Annotated in this window: 19 protein-coding genes, 1 tRNA gene and 1 pseudogene; 13 read left to right on the top strand and 8 right to left on the bottom strand. The window is 54.2% G+C overall.

Annotated elements, in window-relative coordinates; genetic code table 11:
- Nucleotides 1-34: 34 nt before the first annotated feature.
- The 4 genes from ACZ5CE_RS00490 to ACZ5CE_RS00475 all read right to left on the bottom strand — a co-directional run bounded on the left by ACZ5CE_RS00490 (nucleotide 35) and on the right by ACZ5CE_RS00475 (nucleotide 2,714).
- Nucleotides 35-1,129 carry a hypothetical protein gene (locus ACZ5CE_RS00490; protein WP_464575795.1) on the bottom strand — a complete coding sequence of 365 codons (1,095 nt, stop codon included), beginning with the start codon at nucleotides 1,127-1,129 and terminating at the stop codon, nucleotides 35-37.
- A 310-nt stretch (nucleotides 1,130-1,439) separates the two neighbouring features.
- Nucleotides 1,440-1,811, bottom strand: a complete 372-nt coding sequence (locus ACZ5CE_RS00485; RefSeq protein ID WP_464575794.1) for a hypothetical protein — start codon at nucleotides 1,809-1,811, stop codon at nucleotides 1,440-1,442.
- A 281-nt stretch (nucleotides 1,812-2,092) separates the two neighbouring features.
- A complete protein-coding gene (locus tag ACZ5CE_RS00480) occupies nucleotides 2,093-2,299 on the bottom strand; it encodes a carboxymuconolactone decarboxylase family protein (protein ID WP_464575793.1) in 207 nt (68 codons plus the stop codon).
- A gap of 178 nt (nucleotides 2,300-2,477) precedes the next feature.
- A complete protein-coding gene (locus ACZ5CE_RS00475) occupies nucleotides 2,478-2,714 on the bottom strand; it encodes a hypothetical protein (protein ID WP_464575792.1) in 237 nt (78 codons plus the stop codon).
- A gap of 916 nt (nucleotides 2,715-3,630) precedes the next feature.
- Between ACZ5CE_RS00475 and ACZ5CE_RS00470 the strand changes: the two genes are divergently transcribed.
- Nucleotides 3,631-4,596, top strand: a complete 966-nt coding sequence (locus ACZ5CE_RS00470; protein WP_464575790.1) for a Clp protease/crotonase-like domain-containing protein — start codon at nucleotides 3,631-3,633, stop codon at nucleotides 4,594-4,596.
- A gap of 162 nt (nucleotides 4,597-4,758) precedes the next feature.
- Here the strand turns inward: ACZ5CE_RS00470 and ACZ5CE_RS00465 are convergent, their stop codons facing one another.
- Nucleotides 4,759-5,763 (bottom strand): PEP-CTERM sorting domain-containing protein, encoded by a 1,005-nt coding sequence (locus ACZ5CE_RS00465; protein WP_464575789.1) that lies wholly within the window; start codon nucleotides 5,761-5,763, stop codon nucleotides 4,759-4,761.
- A 622-nt stretch (nucleotides 5,764-6,385) separates the two neighbouring features.
- Between ACZ5CE_RS00465 and ACZ5CE_RS00460 the strand changes: the two genes are divergently transcribed.
- The 3 genes from ACZ5CE_RS00460 (at nucleotide 6,386) to ACZ5CE_RS00450 (ending at nucleotide 8,765) form a co-directional block, all read left to right on the top strand.
- Nucleotides 6,386-6,907, top strand: coding sequence for an Lcl domain-containing protein (locus tag ACZ5CE_RS00460; RefSeq protein WP_464575788.1), 522 nt, complete (start codon nucleotides 6,386-6,388; stop codon nucleotides 6,905-6,907).
- Between the two features lie 454 nt (nucleotides 6,908-7,361).
- Nucleotides 7,362-8,590 (top strand): IS3 family transposase gene (locus ACZ5CE_RS00455; protein WP_464574421.1). Its coding sequence is split into 2 segments (ribosomal slippage): nucleotides 7,362-7,638 and nucleotides 7,638-8,590, totalling 1,230 coding nucleotides; the frame shifts between segments, so codons are not numbered across the junction.
- A 73-nt stretch (nucleotides 8,591-8,663) separates the two neighbouring features.
- Nucleotides 8,664-8,765 (top strand): PEP-CTERM sorting domain-containing protein, encoded by a 102-nt coding sequence (locus ACZ5CE_RS00450; RefSeq protein WP_464575787.1) that lies wholly within the window; start codon nucleotides 8,664-8,666, stop codon nucleotides 8,763-8,765.
- Between the two features lie 73 nt (nucleotides 8,766-8,838).
- Here ACZ5CE_RS00450 and ACZ5CE_RS00445 read toward each other — a convergent pair whose 3' ends face one another.
- The 3 genes from ACZ5CE_RS00445 to ACZ5CE_RS00435 form a co-directional block, all read right to left on the bottom strand.
- Complete coding sequence (locus ACZ5CE_RS00445) at nucleotides 8,839-9,087, bottom strand: hypothetical protein (protein WP_464575786.1); 249 nt, start codon at nucleotides 9,085-9,087, stop codon at nucleotides 8,839-8,841.
- A 245-nt stretch (nucleotides 9,088-9,332) separates the two neighbouring features.
- Nucleotides 9,333-9,408 (bottom strand) — tRNA-Lys (locus ACZ5CE_RS00440).
- A 180-nt stretch (nucleotides 9,409-9,588) separates the two neighbouring features.
- Entirely contained in the window at nucleotides 9,589-10,332 is a 744-nt protein-coding gene (locus ACZ5CE_RS00435) for a Mut7-C RNAse domain-containing protein (RefSeq protein WP_464575785.1), read from the bottom strand.
- A gap of 470 nt (nucleotides 10,333-10,802) precedes the next feature.
- Here ACZ5CE_RS00435 and ACZ5CE_RS00430 point away from each other — a divergent pair, with 470 nt between their 5' ends.
- The 9 genes and pseudogenes from ACZ5CE_RS00430 to metH all read left to right on the top strand — a co-directional run bounded on the left by ACZ5CE_RS00430 (nucleotide 10,803) and on the right by metH (nucleotide 24,001).
- Nucleotides 10,803-11,858, top strand: a complete 1,056-nt coding sequence (locus ACZ5CE_RS00430) for a YheT family hydrolase (RefSeq protein WP_464575784.1) — start codon at nucleotides 10,803-10,805, stop codon at nucleotides 11,856-11,858.
- A 305-nt stretch (nucleotides 11,859-12,163) separates the two neighbouring features.
- The gene (locus tag ACZ5CE_RS00425) at nucleotides 12,164-12,850 is read left to right on the top strand and encodes a hypothetical protein (protein ID WP_464575783.1); all 687 of its coding nucleotides are present in this window, start codon (nucleotides 12,164-12,166) and stop codon (nucleotides 12,848-12,850) included.
- 12 nt (nucleotides 12,851-12,862) lie between these two features.
- The gene (locus tag ACZ5CE_RS00420) at nucleotides 12,863-14,008 is read left to right on the top strand and encodes a hypothetical protein (RefSeq protein WP_464575782.1); all 1,146 of its coding nucleotides are present in this window, start codon (nucleotides 12,863-12,865) and stop codon (nucleotides 14,006-14,008) included.
- Entirely contained in the window at nucleotides 14,005-15,588 is a 1,584-nt protein-coding gene (locus ACZ5CE_RS00415; protein WP_464575781.1) for a radical SAM protein, read from the top strand. Before ACZ5CE_RS00420 ends, ACZ5CE_RS00415 begins: the two co-directional genes overlap by 4 nt.
- A complete protein-coding gene (locus tag ACZ5CE_RS00410; protein ID WP_464575780.1) occupies nucleotides 15,585-16,838 on the top strand; it encodes an aKG-HExxH-type peptide beta-hydroxylase in 1,254 nt (417 codons plus the stop codon). The genes ACZ5CE_RS00415 and ACZ5CE_RS00410 overlap by 4 nt, the downstream gene beginning before the upstream one ends.
- Nucleotides 16,835-17,524 (top strand): hypothetical protein, encoded by a 690-nt coding sequence (locus tag ACZ5CE_RS00405; RefSeq protein ID WP_464575779.1) that lies wholly within the window; start codon nucleotides 16,835-16,837, stop codon nucleotides 17,522-17,524. The genes ACZ5CE_RS00410 and ACZ5CE_RS00405 overlap by 4 nt, the downstream gene beginning before the upstream one ends.
- A gap of 13 nt (nucleotides 17,525-17,537) precedes the next feature.
- Nucleotides 17,538-18,131, top strand: a complete 594-nt coding sequence (locus tag ACZ5CE_RS00400; RefSeq protein ID WP_464575778.1) for a tetratricopeptide repeat protein — start codon at nucleotides 17,538-17,540, stop codon at nucleotides 18,129-18,131.
- A 69-nt stretch (nucleotides 18,132-18,200) separates the two neighbouring features.
- A pseudogene (locus ACZ5CE_RS00395) lies at nucleotides 18,201-19,547 on the top strand (FAD-dependent oxidoreductase); the annotation flags it as partial.
- 728 nt (nucleotides 19,548-20,275) lie between these two features.
- Nucleotides 20,276-24,001, top strand: coding sequence for a methionine synthase (gene metH, locus ACZ5CE_RS00390; RefSeq protein WP_464577558.1), 3,726 nt, complete (start codon nucleotides 20,276-20,278; stop codon nucleotides 23,999-24,001).
- The last annotated feature ends 8 nt before the right edge of the window (nucleotides 24,002-24,009 follow it).

Here is a 24,009-nt window from a genome sequence, read left to right as displayed (position 1 = left end):
AGCGCTTCCTTAATACTTGTTTCGCTCACCTGATTTAAAACGCTTTACCTCCATGGGGGCTATTTATTTGCCGGGATCGTGCCAACGAACTCAGAATCCAGAGAAGGATCAAGGATGCCGAAAAGGTAAAAAAACGATAATGATCCGAAGGGAACAGGAGCAAATGTGCTGTAGTAAAAATAAAAGGTATCGCAAACAGACCATAAAATTCTGCCTGATTCTCCATTTGCCCTCTCTTCAGCCAAAACAGGTAAAGCGCCACGACGTATATGACCGAATGAGAATGAAAGATCAGATTGTTGAATAATATCCAGTAAGGCGCCAAGTAATCTCCCAGCTGGGTGGAAATCACGATATCGGCAGGATAGGGAGCAGGTGGACCCATGAAAGCGAAGTTAAAAAGCGTCAGGTATCCGTAGCCTTCGTTCTGCTTTGTGACGAGGATATAAAAACCGACGGCGGCCAGCAGAAACAGCGATGCCAAAAGTCTCTTCCCCCGGAGGATGTAATAGCCCATCAGAAACCCGGACAGCAAAATAAGATCGGTCCTGATCAAGGGCAGGATCGCCGCCACCGGGAACACCATTCTCCCCTTTGCCATCAAGCTGTATATTCCCAGAAGCGAGAAAAAACACGCCATGGCATCCGGCGTGGACAGGCGCGCAAGATCCGTATACCCTGTAACGGCGGCCACGATTGGCAGCATGCCTATCGGCACGGAGGTCTTCAAAATAAGCAGTCCCAAAGCCAGAACCGATAAAGCGGCAAAGCATGCGCTGATCACAAAAGTGGATCTCGTATAGCTCAAGCCGGTTTTCTTGAGCAACCGGATGAGTTCGATGTATGCGACACGTATGGAGTAAAAGGGAATTTGCTGTTCGAGGGAAACAGGATCCCTGAATACCGTCTTGCGATATTCTCCGGTGGTAAGCACTGCAAATCTTGCGCGGCTTACCGTCTTCCTGATGTCGCCATAGGTTTCCCTGGCCAGATCCGCTCCGCGATAGCCATCCTTGTGATAGGCGGTGGCCACATACGCAACCATGTCCCAGTTGCGAAGGGGCTTCAACACCCCGTACATCAAAATGGCGATAGCGGTGGCAATAAGAATTCCATACCTGAAAATCATCAAGAATTCCTGGATCGTAAATTCATTGCATAAAAAACCCCCGTCATTCCGGACGCCGCGCCAGCGGTGAACCGGAATCCAGTGGTTTTTCAAGCTGCTAAATTTCCGCCTTCACGGAAATGGCCCAAGTATTTATTCAACGTATTTCCGGTTCAGGATACCAGGAATAAATCTCTTCTCTGCCGACTCCGCGAAGCGCAGTATCGGCACGCCGCATGAGTAGCAGCGGACTTGGAACATATCCGTAAAAGATTATCTGTTCAGTCTGAACGATCCCCGCTTGCCGTGCCAATTTCTCCGGATAATGGCTTTACACGATCTTGCATGGAATTACAGCATCTTCGTCATAAGAATAGACGGCGCATAACCGATGATATCCGTCCGCAACGATAGTCTTTCCTTGATCCAGATCTCTTACCAAAAGAAGCGGAGACAATGGCTGCCCTGACTGAATTTTTTGCTGATCTTTTTTAACATGAGCGTTGCTTATTCCAAGCAATGATAATTGGGATGCCCTGAAGATATCTTTCGCCTTGTATCGCGAGACCGATGCGCGTTTCAGTTTATCCGCATGCGCGGAAGCCGTTTTCTCATTCTTGAGAAGGCTCAGGTATGATAGGGCGGCTAAATAATCGTGCTCCTCTGGTTCGCTCAACCATTTGATTTCCAATGTCTTGGGCATTTCCAGTCTCGTTGGATTCAACCGATTGGTTCCAATGCGGGAATTCGTGACGCGAATTCTGAAAGTGCTTACGCTTCAGTTTCCGGAAGCACCTTCTCACCAAAAGCGAGATTGAGTATACGCTTGGTATCGATATATGGCGTGCATATTGCATACGAAGAAATAGAGCGCGCACTCGTCGACATGCCCGACGGGCAAATCGAGGAATTGATCCGAATCAGCAAGGCTGAGAAGGTATGGTGCGCGCCTGTTCGTCCTGAGGAGAGGTTGAAGCCAGGTGATCAAGGCCGTCTTCCTTCGGTGAAGGACGCAACCCGTAGGCCGGCAAAGAGGGCTTGCAATTGCGGTTCGGCGCCCGGCAATGCGGAGAGCATGCCGACGGCGGCCAGCTCGCTGGCTTTTTGCCAGTCGAGGTTGTCGCGCTCGAAAATGTCGCCGAACAGGTGAGTTCTGAGATATTCGTTGGCGATAGAGGCGAACTCGAACAACGGCCTTTCGACCGGCCCGCCTGTAGTTTAAAACTGTCCAGTTTCGGGGGAAACATCACTGTCCAGCTTCTGGGGAAACGTCAAGTGTCCACGAAAAAGAGTCAACTCCATTCTTGGGTTTTCCGCGTTTATGGTTCATAACCGTTTCTGCCTTGAAACCCGCCTAACCAGCGGATTTTTATTGAACGTCGGGTTTCGCGATATTGCTCAGGGGGTGTAGATCGCCGGTGTAAGGGGCGATTCCTGCGGATGGTCCGAATCGCTTTGCCCAATAAACCTTGGGCTCTGGCCAACCGGTCAGCTGTTCTTCGAACTGATAAGGATACAGTTCGTCACTTGATGATTGGTAGATGCCGGTCTCGATGCGAATGATAGATCCATCTACATTGCGGATATACGGAACTAATTGGCTCATGACGAATGTCTCCATAAGTGGGAAGGTGCATCTTCTGGAAGAAGGGAGTCGATAGTATAGGAGAGGCAATTGATAGGTTTTGTCAAGGCAGTGTAAATAGAGTGTAAAGCTTATCGATGCCCGCTTTTGAGCGGGTTTTTTATTGAGCCACTATCCAAAGCCATACCACTCTTCCCGCCAGCACCAGGTCGCAATAACACAGCGCCGCTCCGCCAATCCATAGAAATATTTTATAAGAGCCTCCGTTTCGCAAGAAAGGTGAGCTGGGGCATGGGATTACTCTCAGCCTTGTACAGCTTCGCCTTCCGTTTCTCTTCCATATTTCCTCCATCTCGACCACCACTCAAGGTTGACGGTCAATCAGCCTTGTAATCCAACAATGACGACAGTAATGACCTGCCTTTGCTTGCCGATACCCACACTGATTCTCGGGTGTACCTCGGTCCAATGGGAATCTCATTAATGTCCAGCGACAATTTCAGAACGTACACGGCAGCGTTTGATGCCACAGTTCTGGAATTGAAAAATGAGGAAGGAATACCGCAACCATGGCACCCCTTGGACGGAGGAACAGATTAGATTATTGATCAACCTGCTCAGCCAAGAAATTCCCTTCAGACAGATTTCCCAAATATTGGGAAGAACGTCGTCTGCTGTCGAAACAAAGGCATAACAGATCAAAAGTCCTCATAAGAAGGCTGGGTGATAATCCCATACTCGCCGGCTGCTAGAAAGGGATAAAGGGAGTGAAGCGGGGGTGAAGTAAGGGCAAATTATGCCGTTATTCGCTCAATGCTAAATCAAATTCTGGTACTACTATATATGAGTGCGGCGGGTCTTTTAATTTCCTACTTGAGGAACTATTATTAAATTCGGTAAATTCCGGGCCGTAGCCAAGAATGTTTGCTAAAACAAAATGGATGTCGAGAAAATAAATAAAACGGTTCTGTCTCTAGCGACAGAAAATAACGCTGATGTAATTATCTATAGCGGGCCAATCTCTAGGCCATTCGTAGATAAAGTTATAGAAAGCCGGAGCAAGAATCAGCGACGCGAGAATGTGATTCTGATTTTATGCACATTTGGCGGAGACCCGGCTGCTGGTTACAGAATCGCAAGATTTCTTCAGCAGAACTATAAGAAATTTATAGTTTGGATTGACGGCCCATGCAAAAGCGCTGGAACATTAATAACCATGGGAGCGCAAGAGATCGTTATGAGCGATCATGGTGAAATGGGGCCGCTTGATATACAAGTAGGAAAAAAAGATGAATTATGGGAAACAGATTCAGGCTTAACCGTATTAAGCGCAATTAAAGCTTTGGAAGAAAAGTCCTTCGAATTATTTGAATCATGTTTTTTAAGTCTTAAGGGCAGAAGTGGCGGGCGGATCACATTGAGAACTGCTACAAAATTAGCTACGAGATTAGCTATAGGTACAGTTTCTCCGATCGTTGCACAAATCGATCCTATGCACGTAGGCGAGGTAACCAGGGCTATGGATATAGGGCTCGAATATGGTAAGCGCTTAACGAAGCATGCAAACAATTCAAAACCCGATACGCTGCAAAAGCTTATTAATTCCTACCCATCTCATGATTTTGTAATTGATAGACATGAAACCAAAGAGATGTTCGCTAATGTTAGAGAGCCAACAGACAAGGAGGCAGAGCTTATCGCAATATTATTTCCGCTGGCGCGTTCTCCATTACAAGAAACAACCGTTTTTTATCTATCTGAACCATTGAAAGAGGACGAATCACATGAAAGTTATAACGAAGGAGACAATCCAGGAGGATCAGTGGCTAGCAACCAAGCAATTGCAGCAACTCCTGAGCCTGATGCAGAAGAAGGAGTGCGAGCAGAAGGCGGTTCAATCTAGCGTAGCTTTTCATGAGAGCAGTGTGCCGGCACTGAAAACCAAGGAAACACACGGCGCCCTCATTATCAATTTTTTGAAGCAACAAAACAGCAAGATCAGTTCTGTAAATATCGACTAATTAAAAAGCCCGCACTGAGCGGGCTTTTTCGTTGTCCGCTGCCCTTACATAAACCGTTTGCGACGAATAAATCCCAATCCAATTAAAGAGCCCAAACTGAGAAGCGCGAGCATATCTGGCTCAGGCACGGAGCTCTCTGCGGTGAGCGGTGTCATACTCATATTGATCGCACCCATATCGACAAAAGTTAATCCAGTAACAAATGCCTGCGGATTGCTCGGATCTAGCCCTGCACTCGTTTCAATACCTTCGATACGGAATCTATCCACACCCGAACCACCGAAGAAATGTTCGACCCCAGTGTGGAGTATGGAGTCGAAAATCCATCCAGTATTATTCCAGAGATATAGAGCAAACTCGTCATCACCGACCGAAGGTAGCAACACTGAAGCAAAATTTGGCCCCGTATCCACAGAATAATCGTAACCGGTAGTGATCAGAGGATCGACAAAGGTTTGCTGACCCGGAAGTGAGCCAAAAGAAAAATTCCAGCCAACGCTGGTTTCCGTTGGCATAAGTGGGTCATCCGAATTTAACCCGTGCCAAGGTGTTGGTCGCACTAAAAAAGAACCTACGTCGGAATAACTCCGGTCTGGATCAGGACTCCAACCGAGAAAATCAACACTGGGATCAAAATTCGGGTCATGAGACGTAAATAGCCCCTGACGATCAGGCGTTAGCACATCAGATGATATTGTCGTCATTCCAAAGGACCCGTTAATTTGAGGGTTCGTCGAGGTATATGTAGCACCCAATAATGAAATTAACTCATTGGACATATCGTAGCGCTGTGCTGGAGGAGCCGAGTTAATAGGAGCTAGTAAACTTTGAAATTCAGACGTTGTGGCAAACCTTAAACCATCCATCTGTACGTTGGCTATCCAATGATTGACGCTATTGAATGATTGATTAAGCGTATTACTTGGTTTCAACCAATCCAAGCCTGAACTCACATCAGTAAAGTATGTGCCATGGTCTATAAGAACTGCAAAGGCAGGAACACTAATACTGAGCGTAAAAAGACCTAATACTAGCTGCTTGATATTCATAATCTTCCTTATTATTTGAATAATTTTCTTTTCCCATCAACCAGTTAACACAACCACAATTTCACTCATCTGGCTCATCTGTATTGTATTGGATTTGGTTCTGAGATACTCATCAATTCTGTATTTGGTCCCACCGCGTTAGCGGGTTTTTATCGAATGCCCCGCCCTCGCCCGAGGGAATTTTGTCTTGCCAGGTTGTTTGGTTTCTATACCATAGACCTCATGCATCGTTCTCCTATAATTCACTTACTATGGTGCGCGCTGGGTGCCGCAGTAGGCATTGGTCTAGCGCTGCTTCTCTCCTCCCCACCGGCTTCACCGTTTTTCTTTGCCTCGCTCCCGGCCTCTCGCATTATCCTGTTGCTTGGCTCGACCGATCCCCTCCCTCCTTGTTTTGGGGTGGATGGGATAAGTAAACACCAAGCCCCGCTTCGGCGGGTTTTTTATTGTATGCGGGCTGAAGTTTGTTCCTACCTCAGCATTTTCGTTGGTTTTTGTAAAAAAAACGCCTAAACTTAAACCGGTTATTGATGAGATTAAGCGATTGAGATACAAACCATTTCTTCAGATCTTATTACATATAAAACGTCATTAATAAATCCTCTAATTATAGGAGCAAGCAGTGAAAGATAAATTAATTATCTTCGTGTGTATCGGCTTATTTGGAAATAGTCTTTCCTCGCATGCGGAGCTTTTCGATCGTGGAAATGGGTTGATTTACGATAGTGATAGCAATATCACCTGGCTGACTGATGCGAACTATGCGAAAACTTCGGGTTTTGATGCTGATGGCAAGATGACCTGGTCCCAGGCGAATGCATGGGCCGCCAATCTGACCTATGGGGGCTATAGCGATTGGCGATTACCCAGTACCTCGTTACATGAATTATTATGCTCGTCCTGTGTACCGTATTACAGTGAGATGGACAACCTATTTAAAAAAGAATTGGGCGGAATCTCTGGAGGAGATATAGCTGCTTATCATAACTCTCAGTACAGCCTGTTTCACAATATTCAATCCTCATCCTTTATCACTTCTTACTACTGGACCAATCAGGAACTGTTAGATGATAAAAGTTACGCGGAAACTTACACTTTTCGGCTCGGCTCTGAAGTGGGGTGGGGCAAGGACGACAATTACTAAGCTTGGCCAGTACGTCCGGGCGATTCCGCCGCACCAGGTTTTACTCCTCAGAACCCTATATTGCCAACAGCCAATTCGGCGAATGGATGGCAGTTCGATTTAACGATACCCAGTGAGCTACTGTATATCGATCCCCAGGTAGCGGTGGGCTATGACTACTTGCTGGATTCCGGGCCAAACTTCACTTCAGTGTTACTCCCTGGCGTCGGTGATAACCAGTTCAGCCTGTATTTATGGAACGGCACCGAATGGACCTTTGATTCGACCTTGAATGCGGGTATAGAACATATGTTCGGGGGAGCGGGAGTAGATAGGTTTCGAATCACAGGCATTGAAACCAGCGCGGGACTGGATCCGAACTCCCCCACCGCATTCGTTACAGGGCTAACTATAGTGGACCCCAGATACTGGACAGTGATTTAAGATGGTAGCCTGCTATAAAAAGGAGTAGGCAGTGAGTGAGAAGAAACGCAAGAATTTCAGTGGTGAGTTCAAGGCCAAGGTGGCGCTTGAAGCGATCCGGGGAGTCAAGACGGTAAACGAGATTGCCCGGGAGTTTGGGGTGCATCCGACCCAGGTGGGGTTGTGGAAGAAGGAGTTGCAGGGGCAGGCATCCGGGATATTCGACATTAGGCGCGGCCCCAAGCCGGTTGACCCATCCGCCAGCCCGGAGCGACTCTACTCTGAGATCGGGCGGCTGAAGATGGAACTGGACTGGCTTAAAAAAAAGTCCGGGATCAGTCTATAGGAGAGCGCAAGCGCTGGGTCAGTCCCAATGATCAGTTGGCACTGACCCGGCAATGCGAGCTGGCGGGGGTCGCTCGTTCCGCCACCTATGCACCGCACCGGGCTGTTGAACCGGACGAACAGGAATTGATCCTGTTGGTGCAGATCGATGCCGAATACACAAGGCATCCTTTTTACGGTAGCCGCAAGATGACGGTGTACTTGCGCGGCATGGGGCATCGCATCAACCGCAAGCGAGTGCAGCGGCTCATGGGCAAGCTGGGACTGGCGGGCATGGCGCCGGGGCCGAATACCAGTCGCGCCACCCAGCAGCACAAGGTCTATCCGTACCTGCTGCGCGGGGTAGAGGTGACACGGCCCAACCAGGTGTGGAGCAGCGATATTACTTATCTTCGCCTGGCGCGGGGATTTGTGTACCTGGTAGTGGTGATCGACTGGTACAGCCGCAAAGTTCTGACGTGGCGCGTGTCGAACACGTTGGATAGCGGGTTCTGTGTAGACTGCCTGGAGCAGGCATTGCAGACCTGTGGCCCCCCCGAGATATTCAATACCGATCAGGGCTGCCAGTTTACCTCAGAGGCATTCATCAGAGTGCTCAAGGCGCATGGTATTGCCATCAGCATGGACGGACGCGGACGGGCATTGGATAACATCTTCGTGGAACGGCTCTGGCGCAGCGTCAAGCACGAGGACGTGTATTTGAAAGGGTATGCCACCGTGCCTGAACTGCTGCTGGGATTGACAGAATACTTTGTGTTTTACAACACGGAAAGATCACACCAGTCGCTGGACTATCGCACGCCCAACGAGGTCTACCAGACAGCAAGGGGCGGCGGGGCAAGAATTGTGGATAAATTCAGTGAGCGAGAAACATCTCACTCAGAAACCGAATCGGAGCAGCGCCGTTCCGCTGCATGTGATCAGCTACCCTCTTAAACTCAACCTGATATTGTCTTGACTGAGGGGTCCACTTTAAACCTTTGCCGATACTGGTCACGCCAGCCTGCACATGACTGCTTTGATTGTACCTGAACCCGAAACCTATGCCATGTTTCTGGCCGGGCTTGGTGTGATTGGACTTATTGCGCGTCGGAGGAAGCAAGCCTCGTAATGTAGGCTCTGCCCCACGATTGGAATAGACCCCCCAGAGGGCAGTCCTCGGGTTTTTTCTCTTTATGGAGAGCCTATTTTGTGCCTAGCTCGGCCTGCCCGAAACGGTCGAGGCACTCGGAAAAAGCTTTACGCTCACGAGATAAGTTAATCAAAGCCGCAGTCGAGCTTTCATAAAGCTCAACACGACCATTGTCAAAAACATCAGCGCTGAGCAGAATTGATGAGTGAGTTAATACTTCCACGCGATAGCGTTCGGTGCGGCGCTGCTGCCTAACAGAAACATTTGTTAGCATAAAACTACTGGCGTCGAACCCATCCATTAAACAATCCGTGAAGGGTTGGGTTCTGGAAGCTGGTATCTCACCAGCTTGCGTAAGCGAGAAAGCGCGACTATCAAAGCGAGTGGGGGCTGAGACACAGGCTGCCAAAACGCAAGTAAGGAACGCGAGACATACAAACCTTAGCATGGCAGTCCTTTATTGAACAAAGCACGGTTACAATCTGGTTACATTTTCCGGATGAGAAAAAAGAGTTACGGGTTTTATCCTGTAACTCCTTGTTTTATTGGTGGGTCGTGAGCGGCTCGAACGCTCGACCTACGGATTAAGAGTCCGCTGCTCTACCAACTGAGCTAACGACCCGGATGATTTACCGGTATTGGGCTTGCGGAAGCTCGGTTTCCATCCTTCCTCCGCAGCCTACAGCCAATTCTTTATCCTATCACATCTTGCCGCAAATCCGTAAGGCCACGATGCCGTCCATAAGAAGCTTTGCCTCTCAATCCGCGCAAATCTGCTTTATCGCCATGTGAATTTAAAAAATCAGCTCGATGATATGACGTGATCCAGCAACTCCCGCATCCGTCGCCAGTGAGATCCCTCCCAGAACACGCCTTGGCAGATATCGCAGGTGCAGAAGCGCTCGAAGCGTTCCCGCACCGATGGCGGCAGCTGCGTCAGCACTTCGGCCTTGGGAATCGGATGCAAGGGCGCGTTGCAACCCAGGCACAAGGTGAAAGGCTTGACCTGCGGTGCGAGATTCAGCCGTGTGAATATCTCATGCAACTGGTGTGCCGGCCTGGTTTCGCGCACATAACAGCCGTGAACGACCGCGCGCCGCTTCAGCAATTCCCGGTCGCGGGTCAGCACGATACGCCTCCCCAGCCCGGCGATTTCCTCGATTTCGCCATCCTGAAAGTGGTTGTCATAAAGCGTATCGAAACCGGCCATGCGCAACAGGCGCGCAAGCCCGCCAAGATGGGCATCTGCCACAAAGCGGAAATGATCCGCGAAAGAGGGGGAAATGGGCGATAAGGGCCGGACATCCATTCTTCTGAAATGAGGATAAACGGCGACCCGATCGTTGTTTTCCAGAAGATGGTCAAAGCCTGCCGGCTTACCGTTGACCAGCACCAGCTCGACCTCGGTATGCGGCACTCCCAATGCCTCGATCATGTGCTTGGCGGTGGCGTCCCGGGCGCAAGGCGATGAAAATTCGCGCTCTCGCCGCTCGGGCGCGAGGAAATCATTCAGCTCCGCATAGAAGCGAAATGCCGCTATGATCATGATAAAAGTTGAATCACGAAATACATCTCTTCCATCTGCTGACCAGATGAATAGATAACAGTCCGATACTCCGAGCCGGGCCGAATTTCAAGCACTCTTCAGACAATGAGACAAGGTTTTTGCGCACGCTGGATACCTGCTTTCGCAGGTATGACGAGCATGAGAATTGTACTGTTTTCTTTTTTCTCGCCGTGCTTGCAATGAAAGCGGATCTGGTGGAGCTGAGGCACCCGCTCCCATTCGTATCTGCTTCCGTCCGGCTGATCCTCCGTTGAGGCAAACAGGGAACTGATGATTGGAACCTGTTCCTGGAATGGAAAACCGCAGGGCGAAAAACAACACTTCACGAAGACCTTTTTTTTTCAGGCAAAGCGGTGCTAGAATCGTCGGCGTGATCACATACGCATCCATTGCCTTGTATCCGTTAGTGACCCCCTGCGATGCTCGCGGCTTGCCAAAGCCGTGCTAGCATGAAAATCTCGTCGCCGCCGTTGTACTCCAGGCCCTATACCGCTCCAGGATGGCTGCGCGGCGGCCATGCACAAACCATTTATCCCTACTGGCTTTCCCGGCCGTCGATCGCCTACCGGCGGGAGCGGTACGAACTGGAAGATGGCGACTTCATCGACATAGACTGGCTCGATAACGAGCCCACTGCGCCATTGGTAGTGGTGTTTCATGGGCTCGAGGGAAGTTCTTACAGCCACTATGTGCTGAGCCTCATGGTGATGCTGCGCGAACTGGGCTGGCGCGGCGCTGTCGTCCATTTTCGCGGTTGCTCCGGCGTGCCCAACCGCCTGCCGCGCGCATACCACGCAGGCGATTCGGAAGAAATCGACTGGGTGCTGCAACGGATAAGCAGCGAAACCCGGGGCTCCGGCGCCGCCTTTCCAATATATGTGGTCGGCGTATCGCTTGGTGGCAACGCTTTTCTCAAATGGCTGGGCCAGCAAGGGCAGCAAGCATGCGGGGTAATCGAGGGAGCAGTGGCGGTTTCGGTACCGCTGGATCTGGCTACCGCCGGGAAAGTGCTGGCGTCGGGTTTCAACCTCATGTATACCCGCCACTTTCTCGATACACTCAAACGCAAGGCGCTTGGCAAACTTGATCAATTTCCACGGCTGTTCGATGCGAACAAGGTGTCTGCCTGCACCACTCTTTACGAATTCGATAACATTGTAACCGCTCCGCTGCATGGATTCCGTGATACGGAAGACTACTGGGCGCGATCCAGCAGCAAACCGTGGCTCAAATACGTCGAGGTGCCCACTCTCGTCATCAATGCCCGAAATGACCCATTCATGCCGCCTTCAGCGCTGCCGGCACATGCCGAGGTTTCGCCTTCGGTCGTCCTGGAATTTCCGAAGGAGGGAGGGCATGCGGGATTTCTCGACTCGCCGTTTCCCGGCCGACTGACCTGGTTGCCGGAAAGAATCGTCAGGTTTTTTGGAGAACAACGGGGAGGATTGCGCCACGGCCTGCCCATGGACCTGCCCGAAGGCCTGCCCGAGCTTCGGATTTCCTGATCCTTTCGCTCTCGTCCTTTCTCAATACGAGCAACCTCGGCGGCCTGCCGCCATGACGCTATTTGCGGCATGGTATTCTTCGATCGCCTTGCCATATACTTCCTGCATAAACCCACGTAATAAAAATTTAATCATCCTGCAGCTTGACAGCGGCATTTACCCATACTAGTTTTAAGGTTGGGCCGAAACATGTTCCGGGGGGAAGCATGCTCTTATTCTTGAGCCAATAGTTTCGGTCCGCCAGCGCGTTCCTTCTCCCAACCCCGCGAGTTATCCGACCCAATACCACAATAAAGGAGTCAGCCATGTCCGATGAACAAAACCCAGATGATTCCCCGCAAGCACCTCAACCCGATGCACCTGCCGCCCCACAACCGCGCGCTCTGGCCTTGAATGCCAAGCTGGCAGATTTGACCGTCGCCGATCTGAATTCCATCATTGCGGCGGAAACCAACCGGGCGATTGCCTCCCGCTTCGGCAATTTCGGAGGAGCAGTCGCTCATGTGAATTCCGGTCCTCCCGGATTCGTGAATGGGGGCGGTCATGCCAACTTCGATCCATCATCCCACGTCAATTCGGGACCTCCGGGATTTGTCAATGGCGGTGGCCACGCGAATTTCGATCCAGCGCGCAATCTTGGAGCACGGGTCAATGTTGCCAACGTCGGCAATCTCGCCAATGTGGGTAGAGCGGGAGTGCATGTCAATTCCGGTCCTCCCGGATTCGTCAATGGTGGCGGTCATGCCAATTTCGATCCTGCCAGGGGTGTGGCCGGCAATCGCATCAATGTCGCCAATCTGGCCCAGGCCGGGTCTCATGTGAATTCAGGCCCTCCAGGATTCGTCAATGGTGGTGGCCATGCCAATTTCGATCCCCGGACCAATTTGGGAGCAGCCTTGGTCAACGTGACCCTGCCGGATGGGGGCCAGGTGGCCATTCCGGGCTCCGGACCGGTGGATCTGCAGGTGCGCGGTTTTCGTATCACGCGCTGACACAGGCAGTTGATGAACTCCAAGCCGGTTTTCGGCGTGGCCTGGCCCGGCCGCGCCGAGGGGCTGCTTCACACGTTCGTCGCGGCTGCCTGCCAGTCCCAGGAATTCAGGCGAGCGCTCCAAGGCGAGCCAGTTGCGGCACTGCGCCAGTGGCAGTGGGAATGCACCGATGTTCCCGAATCTCTCCGTCCCCCTTCAGAGGCATTGTCGGTCACGATCGATGATGCGAATCTGTGGGGGCCGCCGGAGTGGCGAACCGAGCCGGACAGGACGATGCTGCGTCAATCGCAGTTACGCCTGCTGCTCGCTGGCGCCAAGCCCCTGGTGCTGATGCACGGTGACGAGCGCAACCTGACGGCTTTGGCGAACTGGGCCCGACAGCGGAGTTATTTCACGCTGCTGGGACCGCACCAATTCCTGCCGCGGCATGATTCCTGCAAGGGCGGCTACAGCAATCGCATGACCAGTGTATCGAGCGCCCATGCGGGATCAGGGGCGTGGCGGGGATTGCTGATCAGCCCGGACGAACAAACTGTGCTCATGGCCTGGTTGTGCCTGCTGTTTGGATGGGAAAAATTCCTCGGCAGATTGCTGGGCTATCCGCGCTGTTGCTGCGAGGCGTTCGAGGACCGCTGGCCTGCGGCCTCTTCTCATCATGAAGGTGACATGGGCCTCATGCTCTTGTCGCAATCAGGCCCGGGAACCGGCAAAGGAATCCGCAAGCTGGACTGGACCGCGAATATTTTCGCGCGCTACTTCGGCTGGGAAATCATCCAGCATTTTCCCTGCAGTTGGGATTGCGCCGCAACAGCGAGCCTGGCCCACCGCTATTTTTCCATTCTTTCGCATTACTGGCCCGAGGACATGGGGCAAATCCGACGATACCTGTCTTCGCCCCTGCTGGTGACTGCTTCGCACGGCTACGGCTTGTTTCCTGGCGGAAAACTGGTTTCGGAGAAGGCTGGTCCTTGCCTGATCTATGATCCCGGACTGGTGCAAATCATCGGCATGGAAGATGCGCTTGTGAAGGAAATCATGTCTTCGTCATTCATGGCCACGGGTAGGAATGGCAGTTGGAGAATCGCCGGCAACGACGTTCCCGGTTGGCTGCTGGGATTCGGCATTGATCAGCCCGCTATCGAGGAGGCATACGGATGAAATATTTCAGCAGGCCCAGCAGGGAAAGCGCGGAAGGCGAGTACCTGGCGGGAGCTTTCGGCAAACATTATGAACCGTTCGGAACAATCGGCCTGAGCGATGCGACCATGCTGGGCACGGAGGGGGTGGTTCTGGAAGACATTTCCGGAGACACCCTCGCGATCCACCCGGAAAACGCGTCATGGGCATTTCTCAGCCCAGGCGAAGCCAGGTGGTTTCCCCATCTGCACAACAAGCCGTTCGGCTGGTTGCGGCACGGCATGCTGCAGCACGGCCCGGATGCCGCGCTCGACTTTGCCGCCCATCTCTACCGCAGGGGGTTATTGACCCTCAACAATCATGCCGCGGTAGACCAGCGGATGTTCGCGGATGGCCCAAATTATGACGAGGGCAATTTGATCGAACTGCTCATTACGGAAAAGTGCAATCTCGCCTGCCCGTATTGCCTCGCGGGCGCCAACTCGTCCATGCCTGCCATGAATAGCGAGATCGCCCGGAAAACCGTGGATCTCGCGTTCAACATGGCGGAGAGTAATATCCTGGCTTTCGAATTCGCCGGGGGGGAGCCGTTTCTCAAGTACGACCTCATGAAAGAAACGGTGGCATACATTCGCAATCACCCTTTGAAAGGCAACCGCAGGCTGTTTCTCAGCACACAGACCAATGCCACGTTGCTGAACGAGGAGCGGGTCCGCTGGCTGAAGGAACAGGATATACGGGTGGGAATCTCCATAGATGGGGGTGCCCAGGCGCAGAATAAAAGCCGGCCGCAGGTTAACGGCAAGGAATCGTTCAGCAAGCTGGCCAGGGGAATCGATCTGCTCCATCGTTTCGAAGTGCCTTTTGGCGGTCTGGTAGTCCTGAACCGGTCCAATGCAGATGATCCGGCGGAACTGGCTGCCACCCTGCTGGATCTGGGCATACATGGGTTCCGGTTGAATCCCATCGCGTATCTGGGCGATGCGCGGAAAAACTGGAACCAGGTGGGCTTGAGCCAGGAACATATCATCGGGTTCATGAAAGGCCTGATGGCGCATATCGTGGACCGGAAATTACCGCTGCTCGAAGACAACGTTCGCAGCATGTGCGATTTTCTAACCAGCAAGCAGCGCAGGACACGCTGCATGCGGACGCATTGCGGAGCGGGAGATACCTTTCAGGCGGTTGCTGCCAATGGCGACATCTACCCGTGCGGACGGGCCACGCAGTCGCCCGGACTGAAGCTGGGGAATATCTTCGATCCCGGTCTGGAAAGCCTTTCCCAGCCGTCGAGGAGCAACGACGTCATGGCACAGATTCGCGAACGCAGGCCGGCCGATCTCGAAGGATGCAGCAACTGCTCTTACAGGCAATTATGCCAGTCCGGATGTTCGGCCCAGGCTTGGGAGCGCTATGGCACAGTACGGCATCGCACCCCGGAATGCACCTTTTACAAAACGCTGTATCCCTATCTGATGCACTGGCTGTCTTTCGATGAAATGGCATTCGACCACCTGAATGCGTACAGCTATTTCAATAACGAGGGCAGGCATTTCTCACGCGACTTCGCTCCCGTCGCCGGCGTGCCGGTAACAGCGTGAACGCTCCCGATATTTCCCTTCCCGGCTTCAAGGAACAGCTCCCGGCGGAAGTGCTGACGGACTGCGCCGGCCTGTGTTATCCCGCGGGACCCGGCAACACCGTCGATATGCTGTTCGGGCTGGCTGCGCTGACCCGGTCGGAGCAATTCCGCCATCGCCTCTCCACAGCGCTGGAAGCCATGTATTTCGTGGATGCAAGCGAGCTCCAGCTTGCGCGACACATCGTCGCGGCGCTCGATCGCCTGTCCAGGGACAGCCGCATGCGCCTGTTCAGCACGCCGCTGGCGGAAACGGATACCGTGCGGCATGATCCGGACAGGACGAGTGGCGGCGATAAATCGAAGCTTCTGCTCTCAGGTATACGCCATCTTGTTCATCACCCCGACGTCCACGATATCGCTTTTATCCTTCCGCCATGCCTGTTTTATCAGGGAGTTTTTTATCTGCCGCATATTCACGCCCTTCTCCTCAGCGGTACGGAGGGCACGACCATCGCCGTCGTCGAAAAACATGGCAAAACGCATTTCGTCTGGAGCGACGGTCCAAGCATCACACTGGCCAATGACGGCAGCGGGTTGCCGCCAGGGTTCAAGCATCCCCGCCTTGCGGCGCTGCCCCGCATCGGAAGATTTGCCATACTCAATGGCGCACCCGAGGCCGCGCCGCTGCTTTCGCCGTTCGACCCGGCAACGGATGAAGAGATCAAGGAAGGAGCAGACCGGATATCTCTTGCGCTGGAGCTTCTTGAGCAGATCTGGCCGTATGCTTTCCACGCGATCCACCGGCATGTGAAAGCATTCTGCATCCTGAAGCAGCGCGGTTATTCGCGCAGCCATAGCCCTCCGGAGCTGCCAGGAACCATATTGATGAGCGCCGATGAGGTGGTGCGGATAGGCGACCTGCTGTGCCATGAATCGAGCCATGTGCGGATGAATGTTTTCCGGCTCTACGATCCGATCGCCCAGGCCCACGATCCCAAGGCGGAAGCAGCAGGCTTCATCTCGCCCTGGCGGCCGGATCTGCGCCCGCTAAAAGGACTGATCGACGGCGTGCACGCGTTCCTCAACGTATGCCGATATCATCGCAAGCTGGGGGAATGGTGCGATGGCGCATGGATCCCGGGTGCGATCTATGAACGGCAAAAACAGAATGTCATCCAGGCCAATGCGTTGCTGCTGCAGCATGCAGCCCCTACCCGGATTGGAGCCATGCTGATGGAGGAATTCATCCGCGAGGAGGCATTGCTGTGAGCAATATTTCTCCCGGCGCAGCCACCAGCCCAGCGATCGGGGATGCGGCGACCGGTCCCGCCCGTCCCGCAAGAGATTTGCGGATCGACCCGCAATCGCTTGCACGCCTTCGCACCGAATTTCGCAGCCGAGGGGCGGCAGTCCATGGCCCCCCTGCCATTCAGGCTGACATCCACGCACAGCTTTTGAACGAAGCCCTGGCGCAACGGGAGAGTGCAAGCTGGAGCCTGATAGCCAATGGATGTCCGGGCGAGATTTCGCAACACAATCTGCGCGCCTATCTCGGCCCGCATGCAAGAAATTTTCTCGCCGCGCCCGAGGTGCTGGAAAATCTGCGGCAGGTGACTGGATACCGGCTCGTTCCCTCATGGAGCGCCAGTTGCTATACCTATTATGATGGCCCCGGCCAGCACATGGGCGAGCACTGCGACAAAGAAGAAGCATGCCGGATAGCCCTGCTGGTTTATTTGCAGACTATCTGGGCACCGGGCACGCAGCCTTCCACGGGGCTTCAGCTGCATGTGTTCCGGAGCGACAATGCGGCAAGCGGGCTGGTGCTTCGAATTACCGGGTTGTCCAACCGCATCGTCTTTCTGAATGGCGCGGAGCAGGCGCACCTGCGGCCCGCGCTTGCTCCGGGGGAACATATGACCCTGCTGGCCGGTTGCTATCAGTTGTCACCCTAACGAAAATCCAACCATGCAGTGGAACGACTGGCCACCCTCCGATCCGAACCTCATGCCAGGCTACGAAGCCTGGCGTGAAGGAAGACTGAACGACGCCCAATCGTTTTTCGAGGGGCAGGCGGGCATGCGTCCCGATTGCGACGATGTCTGGCGCGGACTTGGAAACGTCGCCTGGACTCGTCACGATTTCAGGAGTGCCCTCGCCCATTTCAGCACGGCATTGCGCCTGGCCCCCTGGAATCCCATGCACTGGGGAAACATGGGACTGGTCCGCCGCGACCTTGGCGAACCGGAAGCCGCAATCGCCGCATTTTGCGTTTCGCTGAGCCTGGACGCCAACTATGCACCCGCCCTCAACGAATGGGCCAACGTGCTGTTCGACACGGGCAAGCATGAGCAGGCGCTGCCGCTATATGACGCGGCTCTCGCCATTGATGATACCCGAGCGGTGGTTTACCATAACAAAGGCGTGTGTTTGCGGTATCTGGGCAGGCTGCCGGAAGCAGTGGAATATTTTGAAGCCGCGCTGGCACGGGACCCTCATTATCATTACTCGGTGGAAGAACTCCGACGGTTGTCCGGCTGCGTGGCTATAGCCGGAAGATAGCCATCAACCTGAATCCGGCTCTTCCCGTACAAAGATATCCGCCTCTCTCCAGTCCCAGGAAGGAAAGCGATGCCAGACAATAATGGTCAACAGAAATCCCCTACCTATGATGTCGTAATCGTGGGGGGAGGCATTGCCGGTTTGTATTGCTGCCACGAGCTGATCAAGCAAAGCGAACGACTCAAAATCAACCGTATTCTTCTACTCGAGGCCTCCGACCGGTTCGGCGGGCGGATAGAAACCTGGTCGCTGCTGCGAACCGGCGAAAAAAACGGAGAAGCAATCGGATTCGACGATACCTGGGACCCTTGCAACTGGGATTTTACAAGCGGAAAACCTGATCCGCTTGCGCCGCAAGGCGACAGGCAATCGCCCTATAAAGGGCCTACTGAAAAACAGCCGGCAAAGATAAATGGCGAGGCGGAAAGGCAATCGGAGATCGAATACCTGCGCGCGGAATTCGGTCCGATGAGAATCGAGCCGCGTGATCAGCCATTATTGCAGGCGCTGCTTGATGAACTGGGCATCCGGGAACAGATTCCGGGAGAGGAAGAGAGTCTTGACGACCTCGTCCCGTTTTCTTCCTATGCGTCGGAAGATCCGATGGAGCCAAGATTTACGCTGCGGGAGGAAGAAGCCAAGCAAAAAACCCCTTTCGATTTGATGATATTGGCCCTTCGGCGCATTTTCGAGATGGTCGAGCTCGCGGGGCCGAAACCCTGGCAGACCGATGCGGCCAACGAACAGTGGAAAAACCTGAAAGACGAGGCCTTTTTCTATCGCCACTACTGGAAAGGGGAGTTGCTGGAGTGGATACACAACATTACCGACGAAGACCTGGATGTCATCAGGAAGCAGGCGAGCTTCAGAGGGCAGCCGCTATGGAACCTGGGATTCTGGAATGTGCTCAGCGATGTGTTGAGCCATTTTGCCGTGGTCAAGATAAGGGACTGGGGAAGCTACTACCATTTTGTCCATGAGAACCTGAATGCCGCGGAATGGATTATTTTCTGGCTCAGGGCGATACGCGGGACAGGATCGCTTCGCGGCATCCGCGGGGGCATGAGCCGGATAATCTGGAAGCTGCTGGAAAAGCTGCACGATGAAAGAGGTCCCTTGCTATGCATCCAGAAAGGCAGAAAGGTTGTCGATCTCCGGTCCAGCGGGAATGAGATAGATATCACCGTGGAAAACGAGAGCGGGGTCGTCAGAGCGAAAAGAGTGATACTCGCGCTGCCCAAGCGCCCGCTGGAAAAGTTGTCGTGGAACGAAAAGGGGCCGCAAAAGCAGCTCAAGGCGGCCCTGGATGCGGTTGCCGGCCTTTCGCTGCTGAAGTGCTTTTTCGTGATCGAGCAGCCCTGGTGGGAAGATAACCGGCCCCTGAACCGCTACGCAGCAGACCTCCCCACCCGGGAACTGCTCTACGTAAAAAGCCATGATCGGACAAAAGGCTTGATCATGGTCTATACCGATCGCCCCGCCATCACATTCTGGTCAGATTACCTGAGAACGATCGAATGCGCGCCTGATGATCAGGCGTGCCAGGAGCCGTCGGAAAACCCCCAGCTCGAAAACCAGGAAACAGCCAGGACCTGGTTCCTGAAGCTGCGGAGGATATCCTGGCAAGGGAGTGCTCCCCCTTCCAGCCATGGGTTGTATTCTGGAAACGGGGGCGTGGCTATCGAGAGAGAACCGGGAAATCCGCGACTATGGCAGCGTTTCGTGCAGTTTGCGAGAGACTACGAACACCATGATTTTACCCAGGACCGCCTGCTCGCCTGCGGCATGCGCGACTGGGGCAAGAATCCTTTCGGCGCGGCGGCTCACGGCTGGCTGCCGGGCGTGATGTCCTGGAAACACATGGAGTTTCTGGAGGCATTTTCACTGGAAGGGGGTGCTTCTTCGCGGAAGAATATTCACGTGTGCGGGGAAGCGTTTTCCGACTACCAGGGCTTTATCGAAGGCTCGCTAAGGTCCGCGCGCCGCGTTTTGCGCCATATCGAAAAACAGGCAAAAGCGGAAAATTGAGGAACCTCCGCAAAGGTTCTTCAATCCAGGCCCCCCTCTCGCCCCATCCGGGTGCCAAGGGAAAATACCGGCAGGTACATGGTAGAATCCAGCTTCCGTCAAAATGCAGTCCTGCCATGAAAGAACACCCCCGCGCCCAACTGCTGAAGGATCTACTTTCGCGCCGCATCGTGCTGCTGGACGGCGCCATGGGCACGATGATCCAGAGCCACAAGCTGCAGGAGGCAGACTACCGTGGCGCTCGTTTTGCGGATTTCCCGCATGACCTCAAGGGCAACAACGATCTTCTGACGCTCACCCAGCCGCAGATAATCCGGTCGATCCATACAGCCTACCTAGAAGCGGGCGCCGACATCGTCGAGACCAACACCTTTAACTCCACCGCGGCCTCGATGTCCGATTATCACATGCAGGACCTCGTATACGAACTGAACTTTGCGGGCGCCCAACTGGCACGGGAAGCGGCGCAAGCCATGGAAGCGCAGACGCCGGACAAGCCGCGCTTCGTGGCCGGGGTGCTGGGGCCAACGACCAAAACGGCATCGATTTCCCCGGATGTCAACGATCCCGGCTTTCGAGGGATTACCTATGATGACCTTGTCCAGGATTATTCCGAATCCATTCGCGGGTTGGTCGATGGGGGCGCCGATATCCTCCTGGTCGAAACCATATTCGATTCGCTCAATGCCAAGGCCGCGCTATTCGCCATAGACCAATACTTCGAGACCCATGGGATTCGCGTCCCCGTCATGATTTCCGCGACCATTACCGATGCCTCCGGCCGCACGCTTTCCGGACAGACGCCTGAAGCATTCTGGAATTCGGTACGGCACGCGCGCCCATTATCGGTCGGACTGAATTGCGCCCTGGGTGCGGAATTGATGCGTCCTTACATCGAGGAGCTTTCGCGCACGGCTGAAGTATATGTGAGCTCCCACCCCAACGCCGGCCTGCCCAACCCGCTGGCGGAAACCGGCTACGACGAGACGCCCGAATATACCGCCAGCCTGATCAAGGAGTTCGCGCAGGCGGGCTTTGTCAATATCGTCGGCGGCTGCTGCGGCACGACTCCCGCACACATCAAGGCCATCGCCGATGCCGTGAGCAGCATTCCACCGCGCAGCATCCCGGATATTCCGAAGAAGCTGCGGCTTTCCGGACTGGAACCGCTCAGCATTGGCGATGATTCGCTGTTCGTGAATGTGGGCGAGCGAACCAACGTCACCGGCTCGAAGGCGTTTGCCCGCCTCATCCTGGGGAACAATTATGCCGAGGCGCTGAGCGTCGCCCGCAACCAGGTGGAGAATGGCGCGCAAATCATCGATATCAACATGGATGAGGCGATGCTCGACTCGCAGAAAGCGATGGTCACCTTCCTCAACCTTATCGCCGCCGAACCGGATATCAGTCGTGTGCCGGTGATGATCGATTCGAGCAAATGGTCGGTTATCGAAGCGGGCCTCAAATGCGTGCAGGGCAAGGCCATAATCAACTCCATCAGCCTCAAGGAAGGCGAGGCTGAGTTTATCGAACATGCGAAGCTGGCTCGCCGCTATGGTGCAGCGGTGATCGTCATGGCGTTCGACGAGTCGGGCCAGGCGGACACCAAAGAGCGCAAGGTTGAAATCTGCACCCGCTGCTATCGGATTCTCGTCGATCAGGTGGGTTTCCCGCCCGAAGACATCATATTCGATCCCAACATATTCGCTATCGCCACGGGTATCGAAGAACACAACAGCTATGGCGTGGACTTCATCGAGGCAACTCGGATCATCAAGCAGACGCTGCCCTATGCCAAGGTGAGTGGCGGCGTATCCAATGTATCGTTTTCTTTCCGTGGAAACGAACCGGTGCGGGAAGCGATTCATACGGCCTTCCTTTATCACGCGGTCCAGGCGGGCATGACCATGGGCATCGTGAACGCCGGGCAGCTTGGGGTTTATTCCGATATTCCTCCGGATCTCCTGGAAAGGGTCGAGGATGTGCTGCTCAATCGCCCGGTCGGCGGCGAAGCCACCGCCGCCACCGAGCGGCTGGTCGAGTTTGCGGAAAGCTTCAAGGGACAAAGCAAGGAAAGCACGGAAGACCTTTCCTGGCGCGATGCGCCGATACAGGAGCGGCTGACCCATGCGCTGGTCAAGGGCATTACCACCTACATCGTGGAAGATACGGAGGCGGCGCGGGTTGAAATATCCCAACAGGGCGGACGGCCCATCCAGGTGATCGAAGGGCCGCTCATGACAGGCATGAACGTGGTAGGCGACCTGTTCGGATCGGGAAAGATGTTTTTGCCCCAGGTGGTGAAGTCCGCTCGCGTAATGAAGCAGGCGGTGGCTCATCTGCTGCCATTCATCGAGGCGGAAAAGAAGCTGCTGGGCGATTCGCGGCCCAAGGGCAAGATCGTCGTCGCCACAGTCAAGGGCGATGTGCACGACATAGGCAAGAACATCGTCACCGTGGTGCTCCAGTGCAACAATTACGAAGTGGTGAACATGGGCGTGATGGTGCCCAGCGCCCAGATACTGGAAATGGCGCGGCGCGAAGAGGCTGACATGATCGGCCTGTCGGGTCTCATCACGCCATCACTGGAAGAAATGGCTCATGTGGCGAAAGAGATGGAGCGGGAAGGCTTTACCATTCCCTTGCTGATCGGCGGCGCGACAACCTCTCGCGTCCACACCGCCGTCAAGGTCGCGCCACACTACAGCGGTGTCACCGTGTGGGTACCCGACGCCAGCCGCGCGGTGGGCGTATGCAGCAACCTGCTGTCGGACGAATTGCGGGCAAATTATGTCGAGGAAATACGGACCGAGTATGAAAGGGTCCGCACCCAGCATAAGAACAAGAAGGGGCCAGCGCCTATGCTCTCGATTTCGCAAGCCCGGCAAAATGCCCTGAAAACCGATTGGGCAAACTACGCTCCCCCCGAGCCCGGTTTCATCGGCGTGAGGTCATTGAGAAACTATCCGCTGGAAAAAATAATTCCATACATCGACTGGACCCCGTTTTTCCAGGCATGGGAGCTGTCGGGGCGTTATCCCGCGATACTCGAGGATGAGATCGTGGGGGAAGCCGCCAGCACGCTTTTTCGCGATGCCCAGGCCATGCTGAAGAAAGTGGTCGAACAGAAGTGGCTAGGCGCCAATGCAGTGGTGGGACTATTCCCCGCGAATACGGTCAACGACGACATCGAAATTTATGCGGACAAGGGCCGCACGCAGGTAGCGATGACCTTCCATAACCTGCGCCAGCAAACCACCAAGCCGGCAGGACGGCCCAACCTCTGCCTCGCCGACTTCATCGCTCCCAAGGAAACGGGAATTCGGGACACCATCGGCGCATTTGCCGTGACAGCCGGGCTTGGCATAGATGCGCGGGTGCGGGCTTTCGAGGAGGCGCACGACGATTACAGCGCCATCATGCTGAAAGCGCTAGCCGACCGCCTGGCGGAAGCTTTTGCCGAGCACATGCACTGGCGTGTCCGGCGCGAATTCTGGGGTTTCGCCAAGGAAGAAAGCCTGAACAACGAGCAACTGGTCAACGAGGAATACCGCGGCATACGTCCGGCGCCGGGCTACCCGGCCTGCCCCGACCATACCGAGAAGGGTCCTTTGTTTGAACTGCTCAAGGCGCCGGAAAATGCCGGCATCATCGTTACCGAATCCTACGCCATGGTGCCCACCGCGGCGGTATCCGGCTTCTATTTCTCTCATCCGGAAGCCGATTATTTTGCCGTGGGTAAAATAAACAGGGATCAGGTGGAAGATTATTCGAAGCGAAAAGGCTGGACGCTGGAAGAAACGGAGAAATGGCTGGCGCCGGCGCTGTCTTATGAGCGGTAGGAACGATG

The organism is Nitrosospira sp. TNL200 (genome assembly GCF_055386305.1).
Note: the sequence above shows the minus strand (reverse complement) of the source record. Positions and strands in the feature narration are given on the sequence as shown.